17 protein-coding genes, 1 pseudogene and 1 riboswitch are annotated in these 21409 nt (G+C 58.4%); of the genes and pseudogenes, 3 read left to right on the forward strand and 15 right to left on the reverse strand.

Features of this window, described 5'->3' with window-relative positions; genetic code table 11:
- Positions 1-7: 7 nt before the first annotated feature.
- The 7 genes from hutU to G3578_RS06625 form a co-directional block, all read right to left on the reverse strand.
- Positions 8-1654 carry a urocanate hydratase gene (hutU, locus tag G3578_RS06595; protein WP_206529538.1) on the reverse strand — a complete coding sequence of 549 codons (1647 nt, stop codon included), beginning with the start codon at positions 1652-1654 and terminating at the stop codon, positions 8-10.
- Between the two features lie 11 nt (positions 1655-1665).
- A complete protein-coding gene (gene hutH, locus G3578_RS06600) occupies positions 1666-3195 on the reverse strand; it encodes a histidine ammonia-lyase (RefSeq protein WP_165210385.1) in 1530 nt (509 codons plus the stop codon).
- 1 nt (position 3196) lies between these two features.
- The gene (locus tag G3578_RS06605) at positions 3197-4180 is read right to left on the reverse strand and encodes a betaine/proline/choline family ABC transporter ATP-binding protein (RefSeq protein ID WP_165210388.1); all 984 of its coding nucleotides are present in this window, start codon (positions 4178-4180) and stop codon (positions 3197-3199) included.
- 68 nt (positions 4181-4248) lie between these two features.
- Entirely contained in the window at positions 4249-5193 is a 945-nt protein-coding gene (locus tag G3578_RS06610; protein WP_165210391.1) for a glycine betaine ABC transporter substrate-binding protein, read from the reverse strand.
- Positions 5194-5218: 25 nt separating this feature from the next.
- Positions 5219-5860, reverse strand: coding sequence for an ABC transporter permease (locus tag G3578_RS06615; protein WP_165210394.1), 642 nt, complete (start codon positions 5858-5860; stop codon positions 5219-5221).
- 12 nt (positions 5861-5872) lie between these two features.
- The gene (locus G3578_RS06620) at positions 5873-6490 is read right to left on the reverse strand and encodes an ABC transporter permease subunit (protein WP_165210397.1); all 618 of its coding nucleotides are present in this window, start codon (positions 6488-6490) and stop codon (positions 5873-5875) included.
- A gap of 270 nt (positions 6491-6760) precedes the next feature.
- A complete protein-coding gene (locus G3578_RS06625; protein ID WP_165210400.1) occupies positions 6761-8857 on the reverse strand; it encodes a methyl-accepting chemotaxis protein in 2097 nt (698 codons plus the stop codon).
- 225 nt (positions 8858-9082) lie between these two features.
- Positions 9083-9279: riboswitch (cobalamin riboswitch) on the forward strand.
- Positions 9280-9425: 146 nt separating this feature from the next.
- Between G3578_RS06625 and metE the strand changes: the two genes are divergently transcribed.
- Positions 9426-11756 carry a 5-methyltetrahydropteroyltriglutamate--homocysteine S-methyltransferase gene (gene metE / locus G3578_RS06630; RefSeq protein ID WP_206529539.1) on the forward strand — a complete coding sequence of 777 codons (2331 nt, stop codon included), beginning with the start codon at positions 9426-9428 and terminating at the stop codon, positions 11754-11756.
- A 147-nt stretch (positions 11757-11903) separates the two neighbouring features.
- On the opposite strand, the gene G3578_RS06635 is transcribed toward metE, so the two are convergent.
- Complete coding sequence (locus G3578_RS06635; RefSeq protein ID WP_165210403.1) at positions 11904-12266, reverse strand: winged helix-turn-helix transcriptional regulator; 363 nt, start codon at positions 12264-12266, stop codon at positions 11904-11906.
- Between the two features lie 184 nt (positions 12267-12450).
- On the opposite strand from G3578_RS06635, the gene G3578_RS06640 reads away from it, so the two are divergent.
- Both G3578_RS06640 and G3578_RS06645 read left to right on the forward strand, forming a co-directional pair.
- Positions 12451-13677 carry an MFS transporter gene (locus G3578_RS06640; protein ID WP_165210406.1) on the forward strand — a complete coding sequence of 409 codons (1227 nt, stop codon included), beginning with the start codon at positions 12451-12453 and terminating at the stop codon, positions 13675-13677.
- A gap of 73 nt (positions 13678-13750) precedes the next feature.
- Positions 13751-14143, forward strand: a pseudogene (locus tag G3578_RS06645) (aldo/keto reductase); the annotation flags it as partial.
- Between the two features lie 56 nt (positions 14144-14199).
- Here G3578_RS06645 and pyk read toward each other — a convergent pair.
- From pyk to ystJ, 7 genes are all read right to left on the reverse strand, one after another.
- On the reverse strand, positions 14200-15954 hold the full coding sequence (gene pyk / locus G3578_RS06650) for a pyruvate kinase (RefSeq protein WP_165210409.1): 1755 nt from the start codon (positions 15952-15954) through the stop codon (positions 14200-14202).
- Positions 15955-15991: 37 nt separating this feature from the next.
- Positions 15992-16951 (reverse strand): 6-phosphofructokinase, encoded by a 960-nt coding sequence (gene pfkA, locus G3578_RS06655; RefSeq protein ID WP_165210412.1) that lies wholly within the window; start codon positions 16949-16951, stop codon positions 15992-15994.
- Between the two features lie 272 nt (positions 16952-17223).
- Complete coding sequence (accA, locus tag G3578_RS06660) at positions 17224-18180, reverse strand: acetyl-CoA carboxylase carboxyl transferase subunit alpha (protein ID WP_165210415.1); 957 nt, start codon at positions 18178-18180, stop codon at positions 17224-17226.
- A 2-nt stretch (positions 18181-18182) separates the two neighbouring features.
- On the reverse strand, positions 18183-19070 hold the full coding sequence (gene accD / locus G3578_RS06665; protein WP_165210418.1) for an acetyl-CoA carboxylase, carboxyltransferase subunit beta: 888 nt from the start codon (positions 19068-19070) through the stop codon (positions 18183-18185).
- Between the two features lie 20 nt (positions 19071-19090).
- Positions 19091-19273 carry a glutamate decarboxylase gene (locus tag G3578_RS06670; protein ID WP_165210421.1) on the reverse strand — a complete coding sequence of 61 codons (183 nt, stop codon included), beginning with the start codon at positions 19271-19273 and terminating at the stop codon, positions 19091-19093.
- An 89-nt stretch (positions 19274-19362) separates the two neighbouring features.
- Entirely contained in the window at positions 19363-20034 is a 672-nt protein-coding gene (locus G3578_RS06675) for an FCD domain-containing protein (RefSeq protein ID WP_165210424.1), read from the reverse strand.
- A gap of 66 nt (positions 20035-20100) precedes the next feature.
- Positions 20101-21348, reverse strand: a complete 1248-nt coding sequence (ystJ, locus tag G3578_RS06680; RefSeq protein WP_165210991.1) for an NADP-dependent malic enzyme — start codon at positions 21346-21348, stop codon at positions 20101-20103.
- Between the last annotated feature and the right edge of the window lie 61 nt (positions 21349-21409).

The raw sequence follows: 21409 nt of genomic DNA on the forward strand, positions 1-21409 counted from the left end.
GTCCTCCTTACGGCTGAATTCGTTTCAGCCCCGCTTCCCGGGCGGTTTTGTCGGCGATCTCGTATCCGGCGTCAGCATACCTCACCAGACTGACCCCCACGTCGCCAAGAAAGAGGTTGGGCAATTTCTCCGCGGTGCGCTGACTGCCGTCCACCACGATGCTCATGCCGGCATGAAGCGAATAGCCGATACCCACTCCGCCTCCGGAATGGAAGCTCACCATCGTGGCGCCGTTTGCCGTGTTCAACAGGGTGTTTAGTATGGGCCAGTCCCCAATGACGTCGCTCCCATCCTTCATCCCCTCCGTTTCCCGCAGGGGCGAAGCCATCGACCCGGCATCCATGTGATCGCGCGTGAACACGACGGGGGCGCGCAGGACCTTCTCCGCCACCATGGCGTTGACCCGCTCCGCCAGCCAGATGCGCTCCTTGGCATTCATCCAGCACACCCTGGCCGGCAGCCCCTGGAAGCGGATATTGGCCTGCGCGTACTCGATCCACTGCTTTACCCGTTCATTGTCAAGCTGCTTCAGCAGCAGCTGGTCAATCGCATAGATATCCGCCGGATGGCCGGAAAGCGCGATCCAGCGGAACGGACTCAGCCCCTCGCACTGCAGTTCCCGGATATAAAGCGGTACGAAATTGGATATCGTAAAAGCTTCTTTAAGCCCGGATTCGAACGCCTGCTGGCGGATATTGTTGCCGTAGTCAAATACAATTGAACCCTTTTTTAGAAATCCTAACATCGCCTTCACGTGCTGCACAACAGTCATTTTGGCGTCCCGCAGGTACATGTCGGGAACCTGCTTGCGGATGAGGTTGGCATGTTCCACCGTATACTCCGTGGGGATATACCCGTTCAACAGATCGTGGGCGGATGTCTGGTCCGTCACCACATCGGGGATGATCTCCCGTCGCAGCAGTTCCTGATAGACATCGGCGGCATTGCCCACCAGGGCGACATTGAGGCTGGTGCGGGTGCGTTTGGCGTCCATCACGTAGCGGACCGCTTCCTCCAGATGATCCGTGGTCACATCGCAGATGTTGTATTTGATGCTGCGCGCCACTTTCTCCCGGTCAACTTCGACGATGAGGCAGATGCCCTGATTCATTTTGATCGCGGTCGGCTGGGCGCTGCCCATCCCGCCAAGCCCGCTGGTCAGCACCCACTTGCCGGCCAGGGTTCCCTGAAAATGCTGCCTGGCGACCGCATGAAACGTCTCATAGGTGCCCTGCAAAATGCCCTGGGTGCCGATATAGGACCAGGCGCTGGCGGTGGACTGACCGTACATCGTCAGTCCTTTCCGCTCCAGCTGCCGAAATTGTTTCCAGTTGGCATAGGCAGGCACCACCACCGAGTTGACGGCGATCACGCGCGGTGCCATTTCCGTCGTGCGGAAGACGGCGACCGGTTTGCCGGATTGGATGAGCAGCGTCTCGTCCTCATCCAGGCGCTCCAGCGTTTGCATGATGGCCGCCACCGCCTCCTTGCTGCGGGCCGCTTTCCCTGTGCCATACACCACGAGATGATCGGGATCTTCTGCGACATCCGGATCAATGGTGTTTTGCAGCAATCGCAGAATGCCTTCCGTTTGCCAATTTTTGCAGCGCAATCCCTCTGCGGGAGAATGGACCGCTTTCCCCATCGCATTCATCCTCTCGTGATTTATAACGTGCCTACCTGGGCTTCCACTTCCCGTATCCACTCGCCGCTCTCCACGAAGCGGATCGCCAGATGCAGGTCGGGATAAAACAGACGGTCTTCCTGCCAATAGGGAATGTGTGTCCGCAGCAATTCGTAGATTTTCCCCGTGCCGCGGCCAAATCCCAGCGGTTTGTGGAAATCCAGCGCCTGGGCCGCCGCCAGCAGTTCAATGGCAATCACCTTCTGGGCGTTCTTCAGCACCTGCAGCGCCTTGAGGGCCGCCGGCGTCCCCATGCTGACATGATCCTCCTGGAATGCGGAGGTTGGGATGGAATCCACCGAGATCGGGTGGCACAGCACCTTGTTTTCCGCCACCAGCGAAGCGGCCACGTACTGCGGAATCATGAAGCCGGAGTTGAGGCCGCTCTTCTCCACCAGAAAAGGCGGCAGTTCGCTCACATGCGGATTGACCAGCCGATCCAGCCGGCGCTCCGACACATTGGCCAGTTCCGAAATCGCCATCGCCAGCATGTCCATCGTCAGGGCCACGGGTTCGCCGTGGGCATTGCAGGCGGAGATGGCGATGCCGCCAGCCCCGTCTTCAAACAGCAGCGGATTGTCCGTTGCCGCATTCAGTTCGATCGTCACCATCTCTTCCGCATGGCTGATCTTGTCGCGGCAGGCGCCGTGGATCTGCGGAATGGACCGCAGGCTGAGCGCATCCTGCAGCCGGTAATCCTTGTAGGTTTCCGCAATCTCGCTGTCCTGCAGCAGCGCCAGCAGATTGGCCGCCACCCGGCGCTGTCCGGGGAACGGCCGGAGGTTGTGCACCCGTTCATCGAAGGCATAGCGCGTCCCTTTCAACGCTTCGACGCTCATCGCCCCCGCGATGTCGGCCCATTTGGCCAACTGTTTGGCATCATGGATCACCAGCGCGCCGATTCCGGTCATGCACACCGTGCCGTTTACCAGCGAAAGGCCCTCTTTTTCCTTCAATTCCAGCAGCGGAATGCCCGCCTGTGCCATCGCTTCCGCTCCGGACAACAGAGCGCCCCGGTAGTACGCCTGCCCCAACCCGATCAAGACCAGCGAGATATGGGCCATGTGGGTCAGATAGCCGACCGAGCCCTGGGACGGCACCCAGGGGACAACCCCCTCGTTTAACATGCGGATCAAGGTTTGCACCACTTCCAGGCGCACCCCGGAGTGGCCCTGGCTGAAGTTGGTGACGGCCGCGAACATGATCGCCCGCACGAAATCTTCCGGCAGCGGTTCCCCGACCCCGCAGGCGTGGCTCATCAGCACGCGCCGGGACAGCAGGGATGCCTCCTCTGCCGACAGCCGCACCTTGCACAGTTCGCCCAGCCCGGTGGTGACGCCGTACACGATCCGCCCCTCGGCGACAAAACGATCGACCAACCGGCGGCAGCGCGCGATTTTTTCCGCCCCCTGAGAGCTCAGCTGCACTTCCGCCCGGCCGCGCGCCACCGCTGCCAGCTGATCGATGGTGACCGGACCGTCACCGATGATAACCTGTCTTCCTGTCTGCATCTCAGGCGTTCACTCCCACCATGTTCCGTTCGGCGCGCAGGAGCTCCTGGATATGCGCCAGACTGAGTTCCCCCACGTGCCGATCCTCTTCATCCACGACCGCCAGCTTCTCCGCTCCGGAACGCAGCATCAGGGAGAGGGCCGCTTTCAGGTTGTCGTCGCGGCGGATCCTGCGGCTGCCGGCCGGCGCATCCTTCCCTGCCGCCGGTTTCATCGCGGCTTCAACGGCAATCAGGCTGATCTGGCGGATCACATCCTCCCCGCCGATCAGATTGCGCACAAAGTCGTTTTTCGGTTGGGCAATGATGGCAAGCGGCGTATCGTACTGCACCACTTCGCCGTCCTTCATGATGATGATCTTGTCTGCCAGACGCAGGGCTTCATCCACGTCATGGGTGACGAACAGAATGGTTTTGTGCAGCTTTTTCTGAATGGAAACCAGCTCGTCCTGCAGCTTGGTACGGGTAATGGCGTCGATCGCCCCGAATGGTTCATCCATCAGCATGAAAGGGGGATCTGCCGCCAGCGCACGGGCAAGCCCCACCCGCTGCTGCTGGCCGCCCGACATCTGCCGCGGATACCGCTTCCGGTACTGGCCGGGATCGAGATGGACCAGCTCCAGCAGTTCATCGATCCGGCGCTCGATGCGCTCTTTGGGCCAACCCAGCATGTCCGGCACGACGGCGATGTTCTGCTCGACGGTCATGTGCGGGAACAGGCCGCTCTGCTGAATCACGTACCCGATCTGGCGGCGCAGCTCGTTCACCGGCACCTCGCGCGTATCCTTCCCGTTTACATAGATGGTGCCCGCCGACTGCTCATACAGGCGGTTGACCATTTTCAGGAGAGTGGTCTTCCCGCAGCCCGAACTTCCCAGCAGCACGACCAATTGCCCTTCCTCGACGCTCAAGTTGACATTGTTGACCGCCGGCCTGTCGCTGCCGGGATACCATTTGCTAACGTTTTCAAATCTGATTCCGCCCACGTCCTTCACCCTTTTCCTATGGATTGAAAGGGGCCTTCATGCAGGATGCGGGCCCCTTTTCCGATTGATTATTTGAGCAAGCCTTTTTCCTCGAGGAACTCCTTGGCGACGGCAGCCGGCTCTTCCTTGTCGTCGCCGTCCACCTTCCAGTTGAGGCTCGCCATCACTTCATTCGTCAGCAGGGCGTTCACCTTGCCGATGATCTCTCCCACCTCGGGGTACTTGGCCAGCAGCTCTCCCCGCACCTGAGGCACCACGTGATACGGCGGCCAGAAGTGCTTGTCGTCTTCCAGCGCCACCAGGTTGTAACCGGCGATTTGACCGTCTGTACCAAAGCCGATCGTCACATCCACCTGACCGGCCGTCAGCGCCTTGTACTTCAGCCCGATGTCAAACAGCTTGGCCGATTTGAACTGGAAGCCGCCATAGGTTTTCTGCAGGCCCGGCAGTCCGTCGGCGCGGTCGCCGAATTCGGGAATCAGCGCAAAGCGGAGTTCGGGTGCTTTCGCCGACAGATCGGAGAGGGTCTTGAGGCCGTATTTGTCCGCCACTTCTTTCGTCGTGACCAGCACATAACCGTTGTTAAACGGCGTCTGCTCCAGCACCTCGATATTCCACTTTTCCTTGTAGCCTTTCTTGACGGCCTCGTACACCGCCTTGTCGTCGCTTTGGACCTCGCCTTTCAGCACATCCAAGAGAGCGGTGCCGGTATACTCCGGATAAAGATCGATCTCGCCGTTTTTCAGGGCTTCAAACGCTACCAGCGTGCCGCCGAGATTCAGCTTCCGCTCGACCGGATAGCCCGCCGCTTCAAGCGCCTGGGCGTACAATTCCCCCAGGATGTACTGTTCCGTGAAGTTCTTGGAACCAATCTTGATCGTCGGCTTGCTCTGGCCGTTATTGGCATTGGATGAGGCCGACGGGGAAGCCGTCCCCCCTCCGCAAGCGGCGGTTACCAGACTCAGGGCAACCACCATCGCCCATAATCCAAATGTTTTGACAAATCGCTTCATCTCCTGTTTCCCCCTTTTTCATGTGTTAGACAAGCGGCGGGGTTGTCCATTTTTCAATCCCGCCAAAGATCACCTCGGCCAGCAGCGCAAGGATGGCGATGGGAATGGCGCCGACCAGCAGCAGGGAGGTTTGCGCCAGCGCGATCCCGTTCAAAATGTACTCGCCCAGTCCGCCTCCGCCGATGAATGCGGCCAGCGCCGCGCTGGCGATCACTTCAACGGCTGCCGTCTTGATCCCGGTGATGATTACCGGGAGGGCCAGCGGAATCTCCACGGTGCGCAGCACGCGCCGGTGATCCATCCCCATGCCGTAGGCCGCTTCAATGACGCTTTTGTCCAGTTCCCGGAAAGCGGTTACCGTATTGATCAGGATCGGCGGGCAGACAAGCAGCGAGAGCGCCAGCAGCGACGGCCCAAAGCCGACGCCGATGTACGGCATCGCCAAAGCGAGCACGGCCAGGCTGGGGATAATCCGCCCGATGTTCACGGCGTTGAGGATCACCATGGAACCGCGATTGGTTTTTGCCAGGTAGATGCCGAGCGGCACACATATCACCACGCCGATGCCAAGGGCAAGAAAGCTGAGGAGCAGATGCGTGTTGACCGCATGCCAAAAGTCGGACTGGTTCTCCAGCAGGTACTGGTAAGCTTCAAGCAGCAGTGCCAAGACAATCCCCCCTTATACGTTCAACTTCAACCGTTTTTCCAACAGGCGAAACAGCAGGTCGGACAGGATAGCCAGGAAGGCGACGGCGATCGTGCCGCTCACAATCTTGCCGCTGTGATCGGAGTAGATCCCCTCGAAAATCAGCTCGCCCAGCCCGCCTGCATTGATGTAGGCGGCGATGGCGGCAATGCCGATCATGGAAACCGTCGCGATGCGCACCCCCGCTACGACCACGGGCAGCGCGAGCGGAAGGACGATTTTTCGCAGGATCTGCCAGCCGTTCATGCCCATCCCCTTGGCTGCCTCGATGATGGCAGGATCGATTCCCCGGATGGCCGTGACGATATTGCGGACCAACGTCATCTGCGAATAGGCAACCAGGGCGGTGATGGCCGACTTGGTGCCCAGTCCGAGAAAGGGGATGAGGAGCGCAAACAGCGCCAGGCTGGGAATCGTGTAGATCACACCAAGCCCGCCGATCACCGGGGTGTATGTCTTGCGGTAGCGGGAAACGCACAGGGCGACGGGAACCGCAATACACAGGGCGATCAGGAGGGAGATGGTCACCAGATAGAGATGCTCCCAGAAGAGCTGGCCCACCTTGTCCAGATGCGTAAGCAAATATTTCACCGGCATTCCTCCTATCTGTTTTACCTTGGGCCGTACGAGACCGGGACGGTATTCGCCGGAATCGGGTTTTGGTTATCTCCCATTCTATCCATCCCCCTTTTGTCAAGCACTGGATGGAAATATTAATTTTCGGACAATTTTGCGCCAGTTTTCCGCAGCGGTCCCCCCCTCTTAATTTTTTTGTCGTATCTTGAGATTTTTGCTGCGGAAGCAAACGGCCGTTGGCGCAGAGGGGCTGTCCAACGGCCTCTTTTCCTGGAAAAGCGGACGTCAGATGCGGAACTTCTGAACCAGTGCCTGCAGCTCTTCGGCCATGTGGTTCAGCGAAACGGCGGAAGACGCAATCTCCTGCATGGCGGCCAGCTGCTCTTCGGTCGCCGCCGAAGCATTTTGCGACCCTTCCGCGTTGGCCTGGGCAACCTGCGAGATGAGCCGTACCGATTCGTTCACCTGCTGCGTATGGGCGGAAAGCTGTTCGGCAATGCCGGCCATCTGGCGGATCTCCGCCGTGATTCCGCCGATCGAGGTCTGGATCTGACCAAACAGCGCTCCTGCCTCGTGGACATCGTTCATGCCAATCTCCGCTTCCTGCATGCCCGCGTCCATCACTTCGGTCGCCTTCATGGTTTCCTGCTGGATGCTTTCAACCAGGCTGGCAATCCGCTGGGAAGAATGCGACGCCTCTTCCGCCAGCTTCCTTACTTCATCGGCGACAACCGCGAACCCACGCCCGTACTCTCCGGCCCGCGCCGCTTCAATCGCGGCATTCAATGCCAGCAGGTTGGTCTGGTCCGCGATGCCGGTGATGACGCTGGTGATCTGTCCGATCTCCTTGGACCAGCTGTCCAGTCCCTTGATCACGGCTTGAATGTCGGTCATGGTGGCATGCAGCCTGTTCATTTGGGCAACCGCCCGTTGAATGATCGTTCCGCCGTCGATGGCGATCCGGGAGGTTTGTTCGGCATTGGCGGCGAGTGCCTGGCTGTTGCCGGCAATCCGGCTGATGCCGGAGGACATCTCGCTTACCGCCAGCGAGCTTTCCTGTACCCCCTGGGCCTGCTTGTCCGTGCCGGCAGCCACTTCCTGAATGATCGCGGAGATCTGTTCTGCTGCCTTGCCGGACTCCTCCGCACTGGCGGAGAGCTGATGGGAAAAGGAGGTGACATGGCTGATCGCGTCTGTCACCCGCTCGATCGTCTGCCGCAGGTCGGCGGACATTTGCCCGAAACTCTCCATCAGCTGCCCGATCTCATCCTTTCGACCGCCGCTGGCGATCTGGACACGCAGATTCCCCTGCGCCACCTCATTGGCCCAATTTTTCAACATCCGGATGGGTTTGGCAAACGAATGGGCAAGGAGCCACCCGAGAAGAATGGACAGGATCAGACAGACGGAACCGATGATGCCCATCATGAAGTACATCTGCCCGGCGTACTGCATCACTTCATTCTGATTGACCACGGCCGCCATTCTCCAGCCGGTGTCGCCCAGCGTATGCAGGGTAACCACAGAAGGATGACCATCCACTTCCATCTCGAAGCTTCCTTCCTTGTTCTGCAGCAGTTGATTCAATCCGGACAGGCGGTACGACAGCTGTTCGCCCGTGTTTTCCACCTTCACCCCTTTGTTCAGCTCATCCAGCTTGTGGAAACTCAGCTTGTCGTTGGGGTGGGCGATCAGCGTGCCGTCCGGCGTAAACAGGAACAGATAGCCCTCCCGGCCGATCTTGATCTGTTTGATGACGGCCGACAGCTTGTCCAGGCTTTGATCGATTCCGACGACGCCCACAATGTTGCCGGCGCTGTCTTTCACCGTCGTGGTGGTGCTGATGACAATCACCGGGCCGTTGGGCGAATCATACTGGTAGGGTTCCGAGCGCATGATCGCATCAGGCTGTTTGATGGACTGCTCGTACCAGGGCCGGACGCGCGGATCATAGTTGGCCTGCTCGTCCTCGTTCGGCCACTGCACATAGCCCCCCTGCACCGTCCCCATGTAGACATACTTGACATCGGGATGGCTCTGGGCATACCGCTCGAACTCATTGTAGATCTCCTGCTCGACGGGCGACCGTTTCTTCTCCGCCGCCTTGGTGACGGTCGGCTTGTCGTAATAGTGGGAAACGGTGCCGTCCGCTTTGCGGACAACCGGCATATTGGCCAGATAATGAACGTTTTCGTCCACCCCTTTTAACATCTCTCCAAGAATGTTTTCAACCTGGGTCATCTCCTTCTTGATGGACGTGATCATCAACGTTTCCATCAGCTGTTTGGACAGATAGGTGCCGGAGATTCCCAGAAGCAAAAGCGAAACAACAATCACCAGACAAAAGGCCGCTATCAGTTTCGTTCTGATCGTACGAATCAACGATAATACCTCCACTCTTCCCTGATTGCATGCAACCTGTAAGTGATTTCCTTCTATACCATGATTATAAAAAGCGCTCTCTTGACGAAAACTGGAGAAAAAAGTGGAAATCAGGATAATTTTGCTGAAAAATGTCAAAGCCCTTTTGCCGATAGGGGAACGGGTTCTCGTACAGCCGGCAAAAATGTCTTGTTTTTTTATCGGAATTCATGTATATTCCTACCAACTGCATATGTGGGAACAGGTTCCATGCCCGCACTCGGCGCATGGATGAAAAGGGAAGCTCGGTGCAATTCCGACACGGTCCCGCCACTGTAATGGGGGAGTCATGACGCATGGATCCACTGATCCGGACGGATTGGGAAGGAGCGTGATGGCCATGAACCCTGAGTCAGGAGACCTGCCTGTTCTGACAGCACTGCTTGACCTACGGAAGATAGGGAGGTGTTAGAAATGTCGCGGAAGACAGGGGTTCGCATGCGCTTGTCCGTGTAGGCATCTCTACCTTTCTATGGGAAGGGGAGATGCCTTTTTGCGTTTGGCCGATTCATACGGGGAGGGGTTAAGCATGGCAACAATCCAAACCAGCAATCTGGGATATCCGCGCATCGGCGAACATCGCGAGTGGAAAAAGGCGCTGGAAGCATACTGGGCCGGTCGCACGGATGAGGAAACCTTGTTGAAGGAACTGGCAGAACTCCGGCTTCGCCATCTGCGCAAACAGCAGGCGATCGGCATCGACCGGATTCCCGTCGGTGATTTTACGCTGTATGACCATATGCTGGACATGGCCGTCATGTTCGGCATGATTCCCCAGCGGTTCGGGTATGAAGGCGGCCCCGTGCCGCTTGCCACCTACTTCGCCATGGCACGGGGGAACAACAACGCCGTGGCCTGCGAGATGACCAAATGGTTCAACACCAACTACCACTACATCGTCCCGGAATACACGGGAGAACCGCTGCAGGTGACGGAGAACAAACCGCTCCTCGCCTACCGGGAAGCCAAGGAAAAGCTGGGCATTCAGGGGAAGCCGGTCATGGTCGGTCCTTATACCTTCGTCAAGCTGTGCAAGGGGTACCATCCCAAGCAGTTGCCCGCCTTTCTCCTGCAGCTTGTCCCGCTCTATGCGCGCATTTTGCAGGAACTGGCCGCAGAAGGGGTGGAATGGGTGCAGATGGACGAACCGATTCTGGTCACCTCTCTGGACAGAGACGAGATGGCGACGGTCTCCTATCTGTACAGACAGCTCCACGATGCGGCTCCCCAGCTGAACATCATGCTGCAGACCTACTTCGACGCGGTGGAGTGGTACGAAGAACTGATCGCCTTGCCGGTGCAGGGAATCGGCCTTGATTTCGTCCACGGCGGCGAAGAAAATCTGCGAGCGCTGCGCACGCATGGCTTTCCCGCCGACAAAACGCTGGGCCTCGGCCTGATCGACGGCCGGAACGTCTGGCGCGCCGATCTGCGTGCGAAACATGAACTGCTGAAAACAGCAGCAGCGATGGTGCCGCCGGATCGGATCTGGCTGCAGCCCTCCTGCAGCCTCCTGCACGTCCCGGTCAATTTGCGGCAGGAGTCCCATCTGCCGCCGGAGGTGCGCGGGTCGCTTGCGTTTGCCGATGAAAAGCTGGGTGAGCTGGCGCTTCTGGCCGATGCCTATCGCCAGGAGGACAGCAAGCGGGCGGAAGCGCTGTTCGCCGAAGCGTCGCAGGCGCTCGACCGCCTGGCCCGGTCGGCGGCGCGCAACCAGCGTGATGTGCATCAAGCCGCTGCCGCCGTGCGCGAGGAGGATCTGCACCGTTCTTCCCCCTTCGCGGAGCGGCGGGTGAAACAGCAGCAAGCGCTGAAGTTGCCCCTGTTGCCGACGACCACCATCGGCAGCTTCCCGCAGACCGCAGAGGTGCGCCAGGCCAGACAGAAATGGCGGAGCGGGGAATGGAGCCAGGAACAGTATGACGCCTTTATCCGGCAGGAGATCAAGACCTGGATCGCCATCCAGGAGGAGATCGGGCTGGATGTGCTGGTCCATGGCGAGTTGGAGCGGACGGACATGGTGGAATTTTTCGGCGAAAAGCTGGGCGGGTTCGCCTTCACGCGCAACGGTTGGGTACAGTCTTACGGCTCCCGCTGCGTGCGTCCGCCGATTATCTACGGGGATGTGGTCTTCCAAGCGCCCATGACGGTCAAGGAATCGGTGTACGCACAGTCGCTGACATCCAAACCCGTCAAAGGCATGCTGACCGGACCCGTAACCATTTTGAACTGGTCGTTTGTGCGCGACGATCTATCCCGCCAGGAAGTGGCCTGCCAGATTGCCCTGGCCCTCAGACAGGAGGTCGCCGCCCTGGAGGAAGCCGGCATCAGACTGATCCAGGTCGACGAACCCGCTCTGCGCGAAGGACTCCCCCTGAAAAAACGGGCACAGGATGCGTATATCGAATGGGCCGTCAATGCGTTTCGCCTGACCACGTCCTCGGTCCGGGATACGACCCAAATCCATACCCACATGTGCTATTGCGAATTTCACGATTTTCTCGACGCCATCCATCGATTGGATGCCGACGTGATTTCGATTGAAACCTCGCGCAGCCACGGCGAGTTGATCGCCGCCTTTGAAGCCCGCACCTACGACAAAGGGATCGGCCTGGGCGTATACGACATCCACAGCCCCCGCATTCCCGATACGGAGGAGATCCGCAGCATGATCGAACGCGGCCTGCAGGTGCTCGATCCTTCCTTGTTCTGGATCAACCCCGACTGCGGCTTGAAAACAAGAGGGACGGAAGAAACCATTCCTTCGCTGCGCAACATGGTGCGGGCCGCGCAGGCGATGCGCCGGCGGCTGGCCGGGGCCGCATCGCAACCGGCTCACACGCGGCCGGAGCTGAAATAAACCCGCCGACTTAATCGAACGCTCCACCCAATCGGCAATGGCTATCGCTCTATCCACTTGGCGATAGCTAACGCTGCGCGAGTGGGCCCCCCTGATCATGCTGTTGTCGGCGGGGGCCCCCAACCTTTCCACCTCATCCTGCTGCATCTATTGATTCAGGATGCTCTCTTCCAATACCGCATATTTATCTCCATAAACTTTGAGAATATGCTGTTCTCCCCAAGCGCAGAGCGAGTCCAGGATGCTTTTCAGACTCCATCCGTATTCGCTCAGTTCATATTCCACTTTCGGCGGAACCTGATTGTAGGTAATGCGACGAATGATCCCGTCATTCTCCAGCTCGCGCAGCTGCTGTGTCAACATTTTCTGCGTAATCCCGGGCATCAGGCGTTTCAATTCGCTCGTGCGCTTTTTGCCACGCGTCAGATGACAAAGGATGACGCACTTCCATTTTCCCCCGATCACTTCCAGCGTTGCTTCAACGGCAATATTGTACTTCCTTTTTTGCATGGTGTCCCTCCTGCCAGCATGATGGGAACTTTTTCGTACCTATGGCACTTTTTCGTGCCTATAGCACAAAAAAGTGCGTACTTCTCGATTGGTTTCGTATCACCCATAATAGCATCTGCCGGCCGGTTATCACCATACCTGATCGCTGCAGCTATTCCGAAACCAATGAGCAAGGAGGACCAACATGACCCTGGAGCAAAAGCGAAGCACGCTGGCGCTGCTCGCATTGGCTGTAAGCGCCTTTGCCATCGGAACGACCGAATTTATCAGCGTCGGGCTGTTAGGCCTGATCTCGCAGGATTTGAAGGTTCCCGTCACGACAGCGGGATTAACCGTTTCCTTATACGCGCTTGGCGTAACGTTCGGGGCTCCTGTCCTGACTTCCCTGACATCCGGCATGTCGCGCAAATCCCTATTGCTGTGGATTATGATCGTTTTTATCATTGGCAACAGCATCGCCGCAGGTGCAACAAGTATCGCGGTGCTGCTTGCGGCTCGTGTCATTTCCGCGCTTTCACACGGCGTGTTCATGTCGATCGGCTCTACCATCGCTGCCAATGTCGTCCCGGATCATCGCAGGGCCAGCGCGATTTCCTTCATGTTTACGGGACTTACCGTAGCGATCGTCACCGGTGTCCCTCTTGGCACATTTCTTGGGCAGCAGTGGGGGTGGAGAGCCTCCTTCCTCGCCATAGCGACTGTCGGCATCATTGCGTTCATCGCCAACAGCATCCTTGTGCCATCCGATCTGCGCCAAGGAACCCGCGCCACATTCCGCGACCAGTACAAACTGCTTACGAACGGCCGTTTATTGCTGCTGTTTCTGATCACAGCATTGGGGTATGGCGGCACATTCGTCGTCTTTACGTATTTGTCGCCGCTGCTGCAGGAAATCACCGGTTTTCAGGCAAAAACGGTTGCTGCCATCCTGCTTGTATACGGCGTTGCCATTGCGATCGGCAACGTCATCGGCGGCAAGGTCGCCAACCGCAATCCCATTGCGGCTCTTTTCTACATGTTTATCGTGCAGGCGATGGTGCTGTTTCTCTTAACGTTCACGGCGCCATGGAAAGCAGCCGCCCTGGTCACGATCTTTCTGATGGGGTTGCTGGCGTTCATGAACGTGCCGGGGTTGCAGCTCTATGTGGTGATGCTGGCGGAACGTTTTGTGCCGGGGGCGATCGATGTGGCATCCGCCATCAATATTGCGGCGTTTAACGCCGGCATTGCCCTCGGCTCATACCTCGGCGGGGTGATCACCGACTCCATCGGCCTGATTCATACGGCCTGGGCAGGCGCATTGATGGTCCTGGGAGCCGTGATCCTGACAGGCTGGAGCATGGCTTTGGAGCGAAGAGATCAGAAAAGGGAAGCACGTACCGAAAAATCTCAAACCAACCTTTCCATGTAAATGAAATGGAAGAAACAAGCAATGGCGAAACATTTGCAAGATACCACAACCCTGCACAATGGGGTAAACATGGGGGCTGGAGTATCTCGATTTATACCTGATTCACTGGCCGGTGGAAGACAAGTTTAAGGAAGCGTGGAGAGCGCTGGAAACCCTTTATCAAGAAGGACGAGTGAAAGCCATCGGAGTAAGCAATTTTCACATTCATCATCTTGAAGAATTGATGAAAGACGCAGACATCATCCCCATGGTGAACCAGGTGTATCGCAAGTCAGCTGCCCAGGTGATTCTGCGTTGGGATCTGCAGCATGGGGTTGTAACGATTCCGAAATCCACAAAGGAACACCGCATCGTTGAAAATGCGGATGTATTTGATTTTGCGCTGACAGAGGAAGAGATGGCGCGGATTGATGGGTTGAACCAGCATCATCGGGTCGGTCCGGATCCGGACAATTTTGATTTTTGACAAACAAGGGGCTGCTCCCGGCAGATTCACTCTGCCTGGGAAGCAGCCCCCGTTCCTTACAGCACCCGTGCCACCCCGGTGTAGATGTGCCCCCGCCCGGAATCAACCGTGACGAGGCTGCCTTCCTTCAAGACCTCGGTGGCGCGCGGGACGCCGACGATGACCGGAACATTCAGGTTCAAGCCGACTATCGCCGCATGGGAGGTGAGCCCGCCCTCTTCGGTAATGACCGCGCCGGCTCTTTCAAAAGCATGGATCATGTCGGAATCGGTGCCGATGGTTACCAGCACCGCGCCGTCTTCCATCTTCTCCAGCGCTTCGGCGGCGGAACGGGCGATCACGACCTTGCCCGTCACCACCTTGCGTCCGATGCCCTGCCCTTTGGCGATGATGTCGCCGATGACATGAATCTTCATCAGGTTGGTGGTTCCCGTCTCGCGCACCGGTACACCGGCGGTAATGATCACCAGATCGCCGTGGCGGACGATGCCCGATTTCAGCGCTTCGCTGACGGAAAGAGCCAGCATTTCGTCGGTGGTATGGGCGACTGCGCTGACGAGCGGATAAACGCCGTTGACAATGGTCAGCCTGCGCGCCACCCCTTCATGCGGGGTAACCGCCACGATCGGGGCTTTCGGACGATACTTGGACACCATGCGGGCGGTATGTCCGCTCTCCGTTGGCGTCAGCACCGCCGCCGCCTCCAGATCAAGCGCCGCATTGGCCACCGCCTGGCTGATCGCATCGGTGATCGTCACCTGCTTGGCCAATGCATGGCCGCGAAAAATCTCGCGGTAGTTCAGCTCTCGCTCGGCGCGCAGCGCGATCCGGTTCATCGTCTCCACCGATTCCACCGGATACTTGCCCGCGGCCGTCTCCCCGGAGAGCATGATGGCATCGGTGCCGTCGAAGATCGCGTTGGCCACGTCGCTTGCCTCCGCCCGCGTCGGCCTTGGATTGCGCTGCATCGAGTCGAGCATCTGGGTCGCTGTGATGACCGGTTTGCCCAGCTCGTTGCACTTCTTGATCAGCTTCTTCTGCACCAGCGGCACTTCCTCCGCCGGGATTTCCACGCCCAGATCCCCGCGCGCCACCATCAGGCCATCGGCGACCGCCAGGATCTCGTCCACATTGTCGACGCCCTCCTGGTTCTCAATCTTGGCGATGATGTCGATCTTGGCGCTGTGGCGCTCCAGGATCTCCCGAATCTCCAGGATATCGGATGCCTTCCGCACAAAGGAGGCGGCGATGAAGTCCACGCCCTGCTCAATCCCGAATTCGATATCCTGGGCGTCTTTCTCGGTAATCCCCGGCAGCTTGATTTTGACGCCGGGCACGTTTACCCCTTTTTTGCTCTTCAGGGTGCCTCCGTTCTTGATGCGGCAGCGAATCTCCGTGCCCTCGACCGCTTCCACGGTCAGGCCGATCAACCCGTCGTCGATCAGGATGGTGCTGCCTACCTCCACGTCGTTCGGCAGATCGGGATAGGTGACGGAGACGCGTTCGGCCGTCCCCGCCACCTCTTCCGTCGTCAAGGTAATCGTCCTGCCCTCCACCAATTCGACGGCGTCTGTTGCCAGCGTGCCGGTACGGATTTCCGGCCCTTTGGTGTCAAGCAGGATGCCCACCTGTTTGCCCGTAAGCTCACAAGCCTTCCGGATGTTGGCGATCCGGGCGGCGTGCTCTTCATGGGAGCCGTGGGAAAAGTTGAGTCTGGCCACGTTCATGCCGGCCTGAATCAGTTTGGCCAGCGTTTCCACCGACTCGCTGGCCGGACCGATGGTACAGATGATTTTTGCCTTTCTCAGCAAGCGTAGGTCCCCCTTACAAATCACTCTTATACGTCAACTAGATCGATAGCGTGCGGGCCAGCTGATAGACGGACAGGTCGAGCTGGTGCTTCTGCGCCAGCGCTTCATCAAAGTCGATGTCCACAATCCGGTTGTTCTGGATTCCCACCATGCGATCCTTCTTGCCTTCCAGCAGCAGGTCCACGGCCGCCGCGCCCATCCGGCTCGCCAGCATGCGGTCGAAAGCCGTCGGCGATCCGCCGCGCTGAATGTGGCCGAGCACGGTCACACGCGTCTCCCAACCGGTGCGCGCCTTGATCTGTTCGGCGTAGGACGTGGCGCTGCCCACCCCTTCGGCCACGATGATGATGGAATGCTTTTTGCCCCGGCGGTGGCCGGCATGCAGACGCTCGATGATGTCATCCATATCCTGGTCCGCTTCCGGAATGATAATCGATTCGGCTCCGGCGGCAAGTCCCGCCCACAGAGCCAGGTCGCCCGCATCTCGTCCCATCACCTCGATGATGTAGGTGCGTTCGTGGGAAGTGGCGGTATCGCGGATTTTATCGATCGCTTCGACAATGGTGTTCAGCGCTGTGTCAAAGCCGATGGTAAAGTCCGTGCACGGGATGTCGTTGTCGATCGTTCCAGGCACGCCAATCGTGGGAATGCCCCGTTTGGTCAGCTGCTGGGCGCCGCGAAACGAACCGTCCCCGCCGATCACGATCAGCCCTTCAATCTCATGGCGGCGCAGCTGCTCCACCGCTTTCAGCTGGCCTTCTTCCGTCCGGAACTCTTCGCTGCGGGCCGTATACAGGATGGTTCCGCCGCGGTGAATGATGTCTCCCACCGAACCCAGCGTCATTTCCCGAATGTCGCCCCGGATCAACCCGTTATAGCCGTGGTACACGCCGTAGATTTGGACGCCGAAATAGAAGGCCCTCCGCACAGCGGCACGCACCGCGGCATTCATGCCAGGGGAGTCGCCCCCGCTGGTCAGGACAGCAATTTTTTTCATCCTGCTTCACCTCTCCATTCTTCTCCACGTCATTAGCATGGCTGGAACCGCAAACAGTATGTAACAAACCGGTGTTCCACCATGCTGTTATAGTTTTCTTTCTATATCTGTTACACTAAACGGCCAAATGTGCCACACTCTTTTCCAAATGTTCGCACACTTTGCATCAGAGACGATTGTAGCAGATTTATGCCGAAGAAAAAAGCAGAAAAACCCCTGATCTGATCACAGTCGCTTCCCTCGGACAGCGCCACAAGAAAACCTCCCTGTGCTTACAGGGAGGCATAGGCGCCGATCTGTTTAAACTTGCTGTATCGGTCCTGTATCAGTTCCTCGCGCGTCATTCCCGCCAGCTGTTGCAGTCCATCCAGCAGCTGGGCTTTTACCAGCTGGGCCTGCCGGGCCACGTCGCGATGGGCTCCGCCGAACGGCTCTTCGATAATGCCGTCGATTACCCCCAATGCCAGCAGGTCCGGCGCGGTGATTTTCATCGTCTCCGCCGCCCGCATCGCCAGGGAGGCATCTTTCCACAGCAGGGCGGCTGCTCCCTCCGGCGAGATGACGGAATAGGTGGAGTTCTCCAGCATGTAAATACGGTTCCCCACGCCGATCGCCAGCGCGCCGCCGCTGCCGCCTTCCCCGATGACGACGCAGATGATCGGCACGCCGAAGCCTGCCATCTCGCGCAGGTTGCGGGCGATCGCTTCGCTTTGGCCGCGCTCTTCCGCCGCCTTGCCCGGATAGGCGCCGGGCGTGTTGATGAAGGTGATGATGGGACGGCCGAACTTGTCCGCCTGCTGCATCAAACGCAGCGCCTTCCGGTACCCCTCCGGATGGGGCATGCCGAAGTTGCGGCTGATGTTCTCCTTGGTGTCTTTTCCTTTCTGATGGCCGATCACTGTCACCGGCCGGCCGTCCAGCCGGGCGATCCCGCCCACAATCGCCTGATCGTCTCCGAACAGCCGATCGCCGTGCAGCTCCATGAAATCGGTAAAAATGTGCTGAATGTAATCCAACGTGGTCGGCCGCTCCGGATGGCGGGCAATCTGCACCCGCTGCCACGGTGTCAGGTGGCCGTATATTTGTTCCGCCAGGTCTTTGGCTTTCTGCTCCAGCCGTTTCACCTCGTCGGAAAAGTCGATTCCCTTCTCTTCGGTAAAGCGGCGCAGCTCCTTGATTTTGTCCTGCAGCTCGACCAGCGGTTTTTCAAAAGGCAGCTCTCCCGCCATATCTACACCCCTTCCCGGACCGGAACCGGATGCATCTCCACCAATTTGCCCAAGGTATCGCGCAAATCCTTGCGATGCACCACCATGTCCAGCTGTCCGTGCTTAAGCAGGAATTCCGCCGTTTGGAAATCCTTCGGCAGCTCCTGCCGGATGGTTTGTTCGATGATGCGTCGGCCGGCAAAGCCGATCAGCGCTCCCGGTTCGGCGATATTGAAATCGCCGAGGGACGCAAAGCTGGCGGATACGCCGCCCGTGGTCGGGTTGGTCAGCACCGAGATGAACAGCAGGCGTTCCTCGGCCAACCGGGCGAGCGCGGCGCTCGTCTTGGCCATCTGCATCAGGCTGAGCACGCCCTCCTGCATGCGGGCTCCGCCCGAGGCGGAAAAAAGAAGAAACGGGCGCTGCCGTTCGATCGCTCGCTCGATGGCGCGGGTGATTTTTTCCCCGACCACCGATCCCATGCTGCCCATCCGGAACCGGGAATCCATCACCCCGATCACCACCGGGTTGCCGTACAGCTTGCCTTCCCCGGTGATCACCGCTTCGCGCAGGTTGGTTGCCTTCATGTCCTGCTCCAGCTTTTCCAGATAACCGGCAAACTCCAGCGGATTGGTCGTGATCAGATCCGCGTCAAATTCCTCGGTCAGGATGCCATCGTCCAGGATGGTTTGAATCCGCTCCGGCGCAGACATCGGAAAGTGATGGCCGCAGCCCTTGCAGACGCGCAGATTCTTTTCCAGATCCTTGGAATAATGGATAGTGCTGCATTGGGAGCATTTATGCATAAGTCCTTCCGGAACTTCTTTCTGTTCGACTGTCGGAGCGCGTCCCAGATTCTCCGCCGGAACGGTGGCAAACTTTCGCTTTTTGCCGAAAAGATCTTTGAGCACAGTAACACCTCACATTTCGTTCAGTGAAGGATCGTGCCTAATACCTCTTGGACTTCGTGAACTTCGCCCTCGGGAACAAGGATTTCATATTGTTTGGAAACCTTTGCCTCACGAACTCTGACAAGAAATCCTTCATCTGTCAATCGTTGCTGAATGCGTTCGGCGATTTTGGCGCTAGGAGCGATGTAGATGACCGTCCACATGCCGTTCTTCCTCCTTACTACCCCCGTGACAGTATGTAACCTGCATCATCATATCACAGCATTACGGATCGCCGCAAACCAGCCGTATCTTACAGCTTGCTGTTCTCCAAGTGCTCCCTCATCCGGGCTATGGCCGTCTCCTCGTCTCCGGAACGAATGGCCTCCATGATCTGCCGGTGCTCTTCGATGGCGTTACGCGCCCTGCCTTCTCTCGACAGCGATTCGCTGCGGGTGCTTTGGCTGTATTCGACCAGCGGCACCCATATGCGGTGCAGAATGGAATTGCGGCTGGAACGGCAGATGACCCGATGGAACAGATAATCCTCTTCCGTCGGGACTTCCCCTTTCTCCACGCGTTCGGCCGCTGCCGACAGGATGCGCTCCATCTCTTCAAAATGCTTGCTGGAAGCCCGCCTGCATGCCAGCCGCACCGCTTCCAGCTCCAGAATTTTGCGCATCTCGACGATATCTTTTTTGGTCTTGGCATCACGCAGCAGGAAAAAGCCGAGAATATCGATCAGGCGGTTGTGCCGGTAATGCTTGAGGAAGGTTCCCTCTCCGCGCCGGGTCTCGATCAGGCCGAGCAGTTCCAGCGCGCGCAGCGCTTCACGGACGGAGGAACGGCCCGCGCCAAGCTGCTCCGAGAGTTCACGCTCCGACGGCAATTTGTCTCCGGGGCGCAAATTCCGCTTTTGCACGAGCTCGTGAATCTCCAGCAGAATGCCTTCGTACACTTTGCGGTCTTGGGCGGAATCAAGCACACCGCATTCTCCCTTCGATGATTTCTTTGGCGCCGTCCTTTTGGAGATCGGCCTCCCGAACGGACGCTAGTTGACTTGCTGCGGCGTGATCGCAGACAAACGGAACGTTTTCGCCTTCACTTCTTCCGGATCGACCATCTTGCGCGCCACCCCTGTTTCCATCGCAGCTTTCGCCACGGCGGCAGCCACATGGGGCGCTACGCGGGGATCGAATGGCGCCGGAATCACCTTGTCGGCCGACAGCTCTTCCGGTGTGATCAAATCGGCAATGGCGTAAACGGCGGCCAGTTTCATTTCTTCGTTGATGATGGTCGCGCGGGTATCCAGCGCTCCCCGGAAAATGCCCGGGAAGGCCAGCACGTTGTTTACCTGGTTGGGGAAATCGGAGCGTCCCGTTCCCACCACGGCAGCACCCGCCTGCTTCGCTTCCTCCGGCATGATCTCCGGAACCGGGTTGGCCATGGCAAAGATGATCGGATCGCGGTTCATCGAAGCCACCATCTCCGGAGTAACCGCACCGGCCACGGAAACGCCGATAAACACGTCCGCCCCTTTCATCGCCTCGGCCAGACCTCCCTCCCGCTTCTCCCGGTTGGTGATCTTCGCCATCTCTTCCTTCACGGGATTCATGCCAAACGGACGGCCTTCGTACACAATTCCCTTGGTATCGCACATGATCACGTCTTTGACGCCCATGCGCAGCAGCAGCTTGATGATGGCGATGCCGGCCGCGCCTGCACCGTTGGTCACCACGCGAATATCTTCCAGCTTCTTGTCTACCACGCGCAGGGCATTGATCAAACCGGCGGCCGTCACGATGGCCGTTCCGTGCTGATCGTCATGAAAGATCGGAATGTTCGTTTCCTTTTTCAGGCGCTCCTCCACTTCAAAGCAAGCGGGAGCCGCGATATCTTCCAGATTGACGCCGCCGAACGTCGGCTCCAGCAGTTTCACCGTCTCGATGATCTTGTCGACATCCGTGGTGTTCAGGCAGATCGGAAAGGCATCCACACCGGCAAACGCCTTGAACAGCACGGCTTTCCCTTCCATGACCGGCATGGCTGCAGCCGGACCGATATTGCCCAGCCCGAGCACCGCCGTTCCGTCGCTGACCACGGCGACCAGATTCCCTTTCATCGTGTAATCGTACACTTTCGCCGGATCATCGAAAATCTCCTTGCACGGCTCAGCCACCCCAGGTGAGTACGCCAGGCTCAAGTCATGCGCATTGCGCAGCGGCACCTTTGCCACCGCGGATAATTTCCCCTGATTTTTTTTGTGCAACTCCAGCGCTTCTTCCCGTAATTTGGACAACTCGATCACTCCATTCCCACCCATGTGTTGAACCGCTGCCAAGTGGTCTGACCACTTAACG

The organism is Brevibacillus sp. SYP-B805, assembly GCF_011059135.1.
Lineage (GTDB): Bacteria > Bacillota > Bacilli > Brevibacillales > Brevibacillaceae > Brevibacillus_F.

Coding starts and splice junctions, on each gene's coding strand:
- hutU (WP_206529538.1), bottom strand. CDS start 1,654: ATGAATGCGATGGGGAAAGCGGTCCATTCTCCCGCAGAGGGATTGCGC.
- hutH (WP_165210385.1), bottom strand. CDS start 3,195: ATGCAGACAGGAAGACAGGTTATCATCGGTGACGGTCCGGTCACCATC.
- G3578_RS06610 (WP_165210391.1), bottom strand. CDS start 5,193: ATGAAGCGATTTGTCAAAACATTTGGATTATGGGCGATGGTGGTTGCC.
- metE (WP_206529539.1), top strand. CDS start 9,426: ATGGCAACAATCCAAACCAGCAATCTGGGATATCCGCGCATCGGCGAA.
- G3578_RS06635 (WP_165210403.1), bottom strand. CDS start 12,266: ATGCAAAAAAGGAAGTACAATATTGCCGTTGAAGCAACGCTGGAAGTG.
- G3578_RS06640 (WP_165210406.1), top strand. CDS start 12,451: ATGACCCTGGAGCAAAAGCGAAGCACGCTGGCGCTGCTCGCATTGGCT.
- pfkA (WP_165210412.1), bottom strand. CDS start 16,951: ATGAAAAAAATTGCTGTCCTGACCAGCGGGGGCGACTCCCCTGGCATG.
- accA (WP_165210415.1), bottom strand. CDS start 18,180: ATGGCGGGAGAGCTGCCTTTTGAAAAACCGCTGGTCGAGCTGCAGGAC.
- G3578_RS06670 (WP_165210421.1), bottom strand. CDS start 19,273: ATGTGGACGGTCATCTACATCGCTCCTAGCGCCAAAATCGCCGAACGC.